Below are 7607 nucleotides of genomic sequence, written 5' to 3'. Positions count from 1 at the left end.
TCCCGGCTGTCCGCGATCACTCGCCCGGCGACCTTGACGACCACGCGGTCGGGGTTCTTCTCGACCGTGATCGGGTGATCCGGACCAGGAATCTTGACCTGCTTGTCAGACATGACACGCTCCGCTCCGAAAAGGCAATATTCACTTTTCAACAACTGCGGCCTGATCGCTGCCATTCCCCGATCAGATGGGTGAGAGTTCCACCAGCAAGCAGGGTCCGCCGTCGAAGGTGCCGCCGTCGATCCCGAGCACCAGGCCGTCGGCGTACAGCAGCGGTCCGGTCAGGTACGCCGGGTCGATGCCTAGCTGGTCCGCCACAATGCTGTGACCGTGCACGATCCGGCTGCCGCCGAGGTGGCTCATCAGGTCCGAAGCGATCGCCGGTCCGTCGGGACCACGGAACGCGTAGCGGGACGTCATTCGCCGCCACATCTCCCACCAGACGGTGATGTCGTCGCTGTGCAGGTCGACCCGCGCCGCGGAGTTGATCTCCTCGATCGAGTCGCCCCACTCCAAGTACTCCTCGGAGTCGGAGTGCATCAGCAGGTGGTTCGCGTCCAGCCCGAGCATCGGCTGCTCGATCAGCCAGGCGACGTCGTCGTCGGTGAGCAGTTCCTGGTCGCGGTCCTGGCCGCCGTTCAGGGCCCAGCTGCGCTCGAAGCTGCGGGTGGTGATCCCCTCGTGCGGCACGAAGGTGTCGCCGAACTTGCGCATCCCGAGCGCCAGGATCTCGTGGTTGCCGAGCAGCATCCGTACCTCGCCGGGACCACCTGACGCCTGCGCGGCCAACCGGCGTACGAGCTGAAGCACGCCGACGCCGTCCGGGCCGCGGTCGAAGAAGTCGCCCAGCAACCACAGGCGCGCGTCCCGGCCGGACCAGTTGCCTTCGGTGTCGACCAGCTCCGCCTCGCGCAGGGCGGCCGCCAGCTTCTCGGGGTGACCGTGGATGTCGCTGACCGCGAACGTCGCGGTCATCCGCGGGTCACCCCCGCAGCGTCAGCACGATCAGTACGACGTTGAGGGTCGTGATGGCGGTTGCTACCAGGCATGCGGTGAGAGTAGTCGCCCAGCGGTTGACAAGGTCGCCCATGACGCGCCGGGAGGCGGTCAGGCGCACCAGCGGCCACAGCGCGCAGGGAATGCCGAAGCTCAGCACGACCTGGGACACGACCAGTGCACGGCTGGGGTCGATGCCGATCGCAAGGATGATCAGCGCCGGCAGCAACGTGATCAGCCGGCGCGTCGCCAGCGGCACGTGGCGCCGCCAGAAACCGTCCAGGATCACAGACCCGGCGTAGGTGCCGACCGAGGAGGACGCGAAACCACTCGCCAGCAGGGCTAGTGCGAACAGCAGCGCGGGCAGGCTGCCGAGCCGGTCGCCGATCGCGGCGTGCGCCGTGTCCAGCGACTCGGATCCCGTACCCGTCAGCGCGGCGGCCGCGACCACGACCATCGCCAGGTTCACCGCGCCGGCCAGGGCCATCGCGACAGCCACATCCACCCGGGTGGCTCGCAGGACGCGCTGCTTGCCTGACTCCGAGCGGATGGCTTTCCAGTGCCGGTCAGTGACGAGTGCGCCGTGCAGCCAGATCGCGTGCGGCATCACGGTCGCGCCGAGCATGCCGGCCGCCAGGACCAGGGAGTCGGTGCCGTCAAGCCGGGGCACCATCCCGCCGACGATGCCCGAGCCGGAGGGATGCGACTGGATCGTCGACACCACGAATCCGACCAGAACCACGGCGAGCAGCCCGATGATCGCGGCCTCGAACGGCCGCTGACCCCGCTTCGACTGATAGATCAGCAGGCCGAAGGAGACGGCACCGGTGATCACGCCGCCCAGCAGCAACGGGATGCCGAACAGCAGGTTCAGCGCGATCGCCCCGCCGACCACCTCGGCCAGGTCGGTCGCGATCGCCACCAGCTCGGCCTGGGCCCACAGCCCGGTCGAGGTGGATCGCCGGAACTGGTCCCGGCACAGCTGCGGCAAGGTCCGTCCGGTCGCGATGCTCGCCTTGGCCGCCAGGTACTGCACCAGGACGGCCATCAGGTTCGCGCCGACGACGACCCAGCAGAGCAGGTAGCCGTAGGTCGAGCCGGCCGCGATATTGGTGGCGAAGTTGCCCGGATCGACGTACGCGACCGCCGCCACGAAGGCGGGCCCGAGCAGCAGCAGACCCGATCGGTTCAGCTGTCGACGCAACGGTGCCGGTGCATACATGGGAGAAGTGTGTACGACGAAGGTGACAGTTTCCGAGTTCAGTCTCCCTTTGAGACAGAATTAGGCTAGCGAGACAAAAATCAGGACCAGGTCCACCGGACCTCGACCGAGACCTCGATCGTCTGTTCTCCCGGGGTGACGGCCAGATCCGGGGCGAAACCGCCCGATACCGCCTTTGCAGCCATCTCGCGGATCGGTGCGTGCCCGTAGGACTCCGCCACTGCGGCGATCGAGCCGATCGTCTGACCGGCGAGTACGGCCAACTGGTCCGCCTTCTGCCGGGCCTGGGCAAAGGCCAACTCCCGGGCGCACTCCAGCAGCGCGCTCTTGTCCTCCACGTCGAACTGCAGATAGTCCAGCCCGAGGCTGTTGCCGACAGCCTGGACCGCCGCGTTCAGCAGCCGGCCGAACCCGGTCAGATCGCGCGTTGTCACCGTCATCGAGTGCGAGGCGCGATACCCCGCGACCGACATCGAGTCCGCGTACTGCGGGTGCACGTTGACCGAGCTGGTCTGGATGTCGGCGAGCGTGACTCCTTGTTCCCTGAGCGCGGCGGTGACCGCGTCGGTGCGTTCGGCGACCTCGGCGACCGCCGTCGCGACGTCGGCCGCGTCCTGCCCGACGCTGAGGGTGAGGCGGAGGAGATCGGCCGGCGCGGTGGCCTGACCGGTCCCGGTGACGGTGATCCCGGATTCCATGCCGGTCAGTTTGTCATCGCTCGGTCTATCCAGCGTTCACCTGAGCGGGTCAGGGTGGCCCGGACAGAACGCTTGGATGGACTGGGAGGGGTTGTCATGCGCAGGAAGAGTCTGCTCGCGGCCGTGGTGTCGGGAGTGCTGCTGATGGGCGGGACGATGGCCGGCGCCGATGCCACCGGCCGCGACGACCAGGTCGCCCGGGCCTTCGACGCCACCACCCGCAGTACTGCGTGGTCGCAGGTGGCACGGATCCCGTTGAAGTTCCCGACGTACCACCCGCAGGGGTTCGCCCTGGTGGGAGACCTGATCTACCTGTCCAGCGTGGAGGTCCTGGAGGCGCCGGTGAAGTACCCGGTGCCGGTTGACGGGTACGACCGCACGCCGGGCAAGGGGATCGGTCACCTGTTCGTACTGGACCGCCAGGGCAACCTGAAGAAGGACATCCGGCTTGGCGAGGGGACCATCTACCACCCCGGCGGCATCGACTTCGACGGCGAGAACGTGTGGGTCCCGGCGGCGGAGTACAGGCCGAACAGCAAGGCGATCGTCTACAAGGTGAACCCGAAGACCTACAAGGTCACGGAGCAGTTCCGGGTGAAGGACCACGTCGGCGGGGTGGTTCGCGACCGGCGTACGGGCCTGGTGCATGGGGTGAGCTGGGGATCGCGAACCCTATATGAGTGGACCGCGTCCGGCAGGCAACTGGCGGCCGAGGCCAACGAGAGCCACATCCTGGACTACCAGGACTGTGACTACGCCAGCCGTAGCAAGCAGATCTGCGGCGGAGTCACCGGCCTTCCCACTGCTACCGGTGGCAGCTACGAGCTCGGTGGGCTCGCTCTCCTTGACCTGAAGGACAACCGGATCCTGCACGAGATCCCGTTCCCGGCGTTCTCTGCCGCTGGGCATTCAGCGACCCGAAACCCTGTGGCGCTTGAGGTCTCTGGCAACAAGCTGCGGCTGTTCACCGCGCCCGACGACGGTGAGGAGAAGGCCGGCACCGAGATCCTGATCTACGAGTCGCCGATCAGCTGAGGGCAACTGTCAGCTAGCGCGCGGCACGATGCGGGCCGGGATGTCGTGCTGGTGGCAGAGGGCGAGGAGGCCGGTGCCGTCGATCAGCTGTAGTGGTTTGCCGTTGGCGAACTGGTAGCTGGAGGGGCCGAAGCCGCTGGTGGTGATCAGGATGCCCTTGGTCGCGCCTGCATCGAGCACAGTGCCGAAGAGATCCCGTACTGCGCTCGGTGGCACTGTGCGCGTATAGAGCTTCGCCTGCACGACGAACTTGCCGCCTGTGATCGGCCTGGGGTCGTACGCAACGCAGTCGATGCCGCCGTCGGCACCACTGCGGAACAGCCGCGTCTCCAGGCCCATCCGGGTCAGCAGGTTGTGCACGAGGTGCTCGAACTCGTCCGGTGTCAGCTCCAGCAGGTTGGGCCTGGAATCGATCTCACTGAGGACATCCTGTGGCTCGATCGTCCGTGGGTCCGCGAGATCGAAGTCCAGTACGGGCTCGACCGGCTGGAGCTCCTCCGGATGCCGTGACACCTCTGCAGCGAAGTAGTGCCGGACGCAGGCGACCGGGTCGAGCTGGTCGAGCACCAGAGCCTTGAACTGCTCGCGGGTTGCCCGCAAGGTGATCAAGCACGGCCGCACTGTCCGCCCGGTAGCCAGATCGACCGACTCGACCATGCCGTTGAACACGACCGTGTCGACTACGCCGTACCGGTCGTTGCCGAAGGCCAGGTGCAGCGCCCGCAGCGCGCACTGGGCAACCAACTGCTGATAGAGCAGCCGTACGTCGCTCTCCGGCCGCGGCACCGCGACCACCTTGTCCTGCTCCTTGTCATACCGGTACGACGCTTCGGCCGGTACGACGCTGACGTCGGGCAACTCCCATTCCAACGCCAGCAGGGTCGATTCCGGCACGTACCCGGCCTTGCGGCGCTTGGGGAAGTCGTGCGGTTCGGCAACGCGGTCGAGTGCTTTCTGGAAGTACCGGCTGACCGCCCGCCGGTCGCGTGATTCCACCGCTCGCTGGTACTCGTCGATCCGCGCGTGCTGGTCGGCGGTGTCGTCGTCGAGCCGGCGCTGCTGCTCTGCTTGGTCCCTGGTGGCACGGGCCACCCGCTCGCGCCGGTTCTCCTCGGACGTCCGGTGCCGCTCGATCGCGGCCGCGAACCGGTCCTCCGCCTCCGCCAGCCGCCGGGCATACCGTCGGTTGCCGCCGACCAGGCTCGCGAACGGCCCCGGTCGGTTCGGCACGAACGCGGCCCAGACCGGTCCGGGGTGGGGGACGTGATCGGCGTCCGCGACTGTCGGCGGTGCCCGGCGTGGCGCTCGCTTCAGGGTCTGGAGATCGGTACCGTGAACCTCGACAGCCAGCGCCGCGTCCAGCACGTCCTGCAGCTCTTGGACACGCTCCTGCACCGCAGCTGTACGCTGCGCCGCCTCGGCGGTACGCCCGGGCGGACGCTCGCTGCGGGCATGCCGTTCAACGGACCAGCCCATGGCCTCACACCTCTCCCCACCAGGGTAACCAAGCCACCACGCTCCGCGACCAAGTTCGACGCAGAGTTAGTCATGACATTGACTCCCGTCCATCCTCTGTTTCCCTGCACTCGAACACCCGTTCGCCCACCGGCCAATGCACACACAGTTGCCAACAACAACTTGAGCCGTGTCGCCCCATCCAGGAAAAACATCAGGGCTTGTCGGGTTAAGGGCGGGGCGTCACGATGGCGAGATGAGTTTGCCTTCTTATGGGTCTGGGGTTTCCGAGGTTGCGTTGTTGGGGGAGACGATCGGGGAGAACCTCAGACGCACGGTGGCGGAGTACGGGGAGCGGGAGGCGATGGTCGAGGTCGCCAGTGGGCGGCGGTGGACGTACGCCGAGTTCGGGGCCGCTGTGGAGACCGTGGCGCGGGGGTTGATGGGCAGGGGGATCTCCAAGGGGGAGCGGGTCGGGATCTGGGCGCCGAACTGCGCCGAGTGGACGATCACGCAGTACGCGACGGCGATGATCGGCGCGATCCTGGTGAACATCAATCCGGCCTATCGCACCCACGAGTTGGCCTATGCGCTGAACCAGTCCGGCGTGAAGCTGCTGATCTCGGCGACCGAGTTCAAGACCAGCGACTACCGCAAGATGGTGGAGGAGGTCCGGCCGGACTGCGCGGCGCTCGAGGACACGGTCTACATCGGTACGCCGGACTGGGATGGGCTGGTCGAGGCGGCCGCGACCGTCAGCCAGGAGCAGTTGGAGGAGAGGACGCAGGAGCTCAGCTTCGACGATCCGATCAACATCCAGTACACGTCCGGGACCACCGGATTCCCCAAGGGTGCGACGCTCTCCCATCACAACATCCTGAACAACGGCTACTTCGTCACCGACACGATCGCCTTCGGCCCCGACGACCGGCTGTGCATCCCGGTGCCCTTCTACCACTGCTTCGGCATGGTGATGGCGAACCTCGGCTGTACTACGCACGGCTCGTGCATGGTGATCCCCGGGCCCGCCTTCGATCCGGCTGCGACCTTGCAGGCGGTCCAGGATGAACACTGCACCGGGTTGTACGGCGTACCGACCATGTTCATCGCCGAACTCGGGTTGCCGAACTTCTCGGAGTACGACCTGACCAGTCTGCGAACCGGAGTCATGGCCGGCTCGCCTTGTCCGGTCGAGGTGATGAAGCGGTGTGTGGCCGACATGCACATGGCCGAGGTGGCGATCTGCTACGGCATGACCGAGACCTCGCCGGTGTCGACGCAGACCCGCCGCGACGACGACCTGGACCGCCGTACGTCGACTGTCGGCAAGGTAATGCCGCACGTCGAGGTGAAGCTGGTCGACCCGGCCACGGGACTCGTCGTACCGCGCGGCGAACCGGGCGAGCTGTGCACTCGCGGGTACTCCGTGATGCTGGGCTACTGGGATGAGCCGGAGAAGACCGCCGAGGCGATCGACCAGGCGCGCTGGATGCACACCGGGGACCTCGCGGTGATGCGCGACGACGGCTACGTGAACATCGTTGGCCGGATCAAGGACATGGTGATCCGCGGCGGCGAGAACGTGTACCCGCGGGAGATCGAGGAGTTCCTCTACACGCATCCGGATATCGCCGACGTGCAGGTGATCGGCGTACCCGATGAGAAGTACGGCGAGGAGCTCTGCGCCTGGATCAAGCTCAAGGACGGCGCCGCGGAGCTCGACGCGGCCAAGGTCAGGGAGTTCGCGACCGGGAAGCTGGCCCACTACAAGATCCCGCGCTACGTCCTCCTCGTCGACGAGTTCCCGATGACCGTCACCGGCAAGATTCGGAAGATCGAGATGCGGGAGAAGTCGCTCGACCTGCTCGGACTGCGGTAGCGACAGCGCCCAGGCTGTCCTTCTGCGTTAGTGGGCGGGATGCTGCGGTTCCACGATCTCGCATGCCGCGAAATGTAGGTGCCTACAGCAACCGAATTGCAGCAGTTGTTGGTTGCGGTGCCTACAGAGGGGCTGTGGTTGTGCGGGTGCATTGGTGATGTGGTTGCGCCGGTGCGTAGAGGGACTGTGGTTGCGCGGTCTCCGCTGCGTGATGGTGCTAGCCGAGGTGGTGGGTGTCAAGGGCGCTTCGCGGCCCTGCGGGCTCGAACAAGTTCGACCCTTGACACCCACCACCTCGGCCAGGGAAGGACGCAGCTACGCG

6 protein-coding genes are annotated in these 7607 nt (G+C 66.7%); 2 read left to right on the top strand and 4 right to left on the bottom strand.

Annotated elements, in window-relative coordinates:
- Window positions 1-183: 183 nt before the first annotated feature.
- From VFG33_RS15805 to VFG33_RS15795, 3 genes are all read right to left on the bottom strand, one after another.
- Window positions 184-975: a metallophosphoesterase gene (locus tag VFG33_RS15805; RefSeq protein WP_325053616.1), complete on the bottom strand. Its 792-nt coding sequence runs from the start codon at window positions 973-975 to the stop codon at window positions 184-186.
- 7 nt (window positions 976-982) lie between these two features.
- On the bottom strand, window positions 983-2218 hold the full coding sequence (locus VFG33_RS15800; protein ID WP_325053615.1) for an Nramp family divalent metal transporter: 1236 nt from the start codon (window positions 2216-2218) through the stop codon (window positions 983-985).
- An 80-nt stretch (window positions 2219-2298) separates the two neighbouring features.
- Window positions 2299-2916, bottom strand: a complete 618-nt coding sequence (locus VFG33_RS15795; protein WP_325053614.1) for an SIMPL domain-containing protein — start codon at window positions 2914-2916, stop codon at window positions 2299-2301.
- A gap of 96 nt (window positions 2917-3012) precedes the next feature.
- On the opposite strand from VFG33_RS15795, the gene VFG33_RS15790 reads away from it, so the two are divergent.
- Window positions 3013-3951: a DUF6454 family protein gene (locus tag VFG33_RS15790; RefSeq protein WP_325053613.1), complete on the top strand. Its 939-nt coding sequence runs from the start codon at window positions 3013-3015 to the stop codon at window positions 3949-3951.
- A 9-nt stretch (window positions 3952-3960) separates the two neighbouring features.
- Here the strand turns inward: VFG33_RS15790 and VFG33_RS15785 are convergent, their stop codons facing one another.
- Entirely contained in the window at window positions 3961-5427 is a 1467-nt protein-coding gene (locus VFG33_RS15785; protein WP_325053612.1) for a restriction endonuclease, read from the bottom strand.
- A 235-nt stretch (window positions 5428-5662) separates the two neighbouring features.
- On the opposite strand from VFG33_RS15785, the gene VFG33_RS15780 reads away from it, so the two are divergent.
- A complete protein-coding gene (locus VFG33_RS15780; protein WP_325053611.1) occupies window positions 5663-7285 on the top strand; it encodes an AMP-binding protein in 1623 nt (540 codons plus the stop codon).
- The last annotated feature ends 322 nt before the right edge of the window (window positions 7286-7607 follow it).

Source organism: Kribbella sp. (assembly GCF_035687465.1).
Classification (GTDB): Bacteria; Actinomycetota; Actinomycetes; order Propionibacteriales; family Kribbellaceae; genus Kribbella.
The sequence above is the reverse complement of the archived record's forward strand: the minus strand, read 5'-3'. Positions and strand labels throughout refer to the sequence as shown.